Annotated in this window: 2 rRNA genes (1 of these 2 only partly in view); both read right to left on the bottom strand. The window is 46.4% G+C overall.

Annotated elements, in window-relative coordinates:
- Positions 1-161: 161 nt before the first annotated feature.
- Positions 162-270, bottom strand: a 5S ribosomal RNA gene (gene rrf, locus H0I30_RS05290).
- 99 nt (positions 271-369) lie between these two features.
- A 23S ribosomal RNA gene (locus H0I30_RS05295) occupies positions 370-2,500 on the bottom strand; it runs 754 nt beyond the window's last position.

Consider the following 2,500-nt stretch of genomic DNA (forward strand, 5'->3'; position numbering starts at 1 on the left):
GTTTTTTCAATAAGTATTAAGACTGGTTGACCTTTGATGAATTGATAATCTTTTAATTTTACTCTTCACCTTTTACCCTCATACCTTTGCCCATTTTTCTTATTTTTCATTTGAGTTTAGAGCAAAAAAAAACCTCAATCTATAAAGATTGAGGTTTAAAAGAAAGGCAACGACCTACTCTCCCACCATTGGCAGTACCATCGGCGCAAATGGGCTTAACTTCTCTGTTCGGGATGGAAAGAGGTGAGCCCCATTGCGATAATCACCTTAAATCGTTCAGTATATTGCAACTGTATAAGTTAACATATTAGTAAAATCATATCGTAAATTATCAAAAGAGTTTGCGTCCCGACCCGAAAGTCGGGAACTATACATAAGCCTATGGGTTATTAGTAATACTCGGCTATGACATTACTGCCTTTACACCTGTATCCTATCAACGTGGTAATCTTCCACGACCCTTTAAAGAAATCTCATCTTGTGGTGGGTTTCGCGCTTATATGCTTTCAGCGCTTATCCCTTCCCAACGTAGCTACTCTGCAGTGCTCCTGGCGGAACAACAGATACACCAGAGGTTAGTTCAACTCGGTCCTCTCGTACTAAAGTCAAATCCACTCAAATTTCTAACGCCCACAGCAGATAGAGACCGAACTGTCTCACGACGTTCTGAACCCAGCTCGCGTGCCACTTTAATGGGCGAACAGCCCAACCCTTGGGACCTTCTCCAGCCCCAGGATGTGACGAGCCGACATCGAGGTGCCAAACCCCCCCGTCGATGTGAGCTCTTGGGGGAGATCAGCCTGTTATCCCCGGAGTACCTTTTATCCTTTGAGCGATGGCCCTTCCATGCGGAACCACCGGATCACTATGCTCTACTTTCGTACCTGATCGACCTGTATGTCTCTCAGTCAAGCTCCCTTATGCCATTGCACTCTACGCACGGTTACCAAACGTGCTGAGGGAACCTTTAGAAGCCTCCGTTACTCTTTTGGAGGCGACCACCCCAGTCAAACTACCCACCACGCACTGTTCTCATTGCTGAGTTAGACTCTAGATAAGCAAAGGGTGGTATTTCAAGGACAACTCCACAACGCCTAGCGACGCCGCTTCATAGTCTCCCACCTATCCTACACATTACTTATCCAAAACCAATACGAAGCTATAGTAAAGGTTCACGGGGTCTTTTCGTCCCGCTGCGGGTAATCGGCATCTTCACCGATACTACAATTTCACCGAGCTCATGGCTGAGACAGTGTCCAGATCGTTGCACCATTCGTGCAGGTCGGAACTTACCCGACAAGGAATTTCGCTACCTTAGGACCGTTATAGTTACGGCCGCCGTTTACTGGGGCTTCATTTCATTGCTTCGCCAAAGGCTAACAACTCCACTTAACCTTCCAGCACCGGGCAGGTGTCAGGCCTTATACATCATCTTTCAATTTAGCAAAGCCCTGTGTTTTTGATAAACAGTCGCCTGGACCTTTTCACTGCGGCCCATCCGAAGATGGGCGACCCTTCTCCCGAAGTTACGGGTCGATTTTGCCTAGTTCCTTAGCCATGAATCACTCGAGCACCTTAGAATTCTCATCCCAACTACCTGTGTCGGTTTACGGTACGGGTTCTTATAATCTGAAGCTTAGAGGTTTTTCTTGGAAGCTTTTAGGCACACTATCAACGCATCCGAAGATTTGTTGTACTATCACACTTCAGCTAGATCTGCGGATTTACCTACAGTCCTAATACCTACATGTTTCAACGAACTATTCCGTCAGTTCGCGGTGCTTTCAATACTCCGTCACCCCATCGCAATTATAAGAAGTACAGGAATATTAACCTGTTATCCATCGACTACTCCCTTCGGATTCGCCTTAGGACCCGACTAACCCTCAGCTGATTAGCATCGCTGAGGAAACCTTAGTCTTTCGGTGAGGGGGTTTCTCGCCCCCTTTATCGTTACTTATGCCTACATTTTCTTTTCTATCCGCTCCAGCATACCTTACAGTACACCTTCGGCGCAAATAGAATGCTCCCCTACCACTTACGTGTCTTTCAACGTAAATCCATAGCTTCGGTAATATGTTTATGCCCGATTATTATCCATGCAAAACCGCTCGACTAGTGAGCTGTTACGCACTCTTTAAATGAATGGCTGCTTCCAAGCCAACATCCTAGCTGTCTAAGCAGTTTCACCTCGTTAGTTCAACTTAACATATATTTGGGGACCTTAGCTGATGGTCTGGGTTCTTTCCCTCTCGGACATGGACCTTAGCACCCATGCCCTCACTGCTGAGTAACATTTTATAGCATTCGGAGTTTGTCAGGAATTGGTAGGCGGTGAAGCCCCCGCATCCAATCAGTAGCTCTACCTCTATAAAATTTTCGCTCAACGCTGCACCTAAATGCATTTCGGGGAGTACGAGCTATTTCCGAGTTTGATTGGCCTTTCACCCCTACCCACAGGTCATCCAAAGACTTTTCAACGTCAACTGGTTCGGTCCTC

The sequence above is a fragment of the Tenacibaculum sp. AHE14PA genome, from assembly GCF_019278465.1.
In the GTDB taxonomy this organism is placed as follows: domain Bacteria; phylum Bacteroidota; class Bacteroidia; order Flavobacteriales; family Flavobacteriaceae; genus Polaribacter; species Polaribacter bernardetii.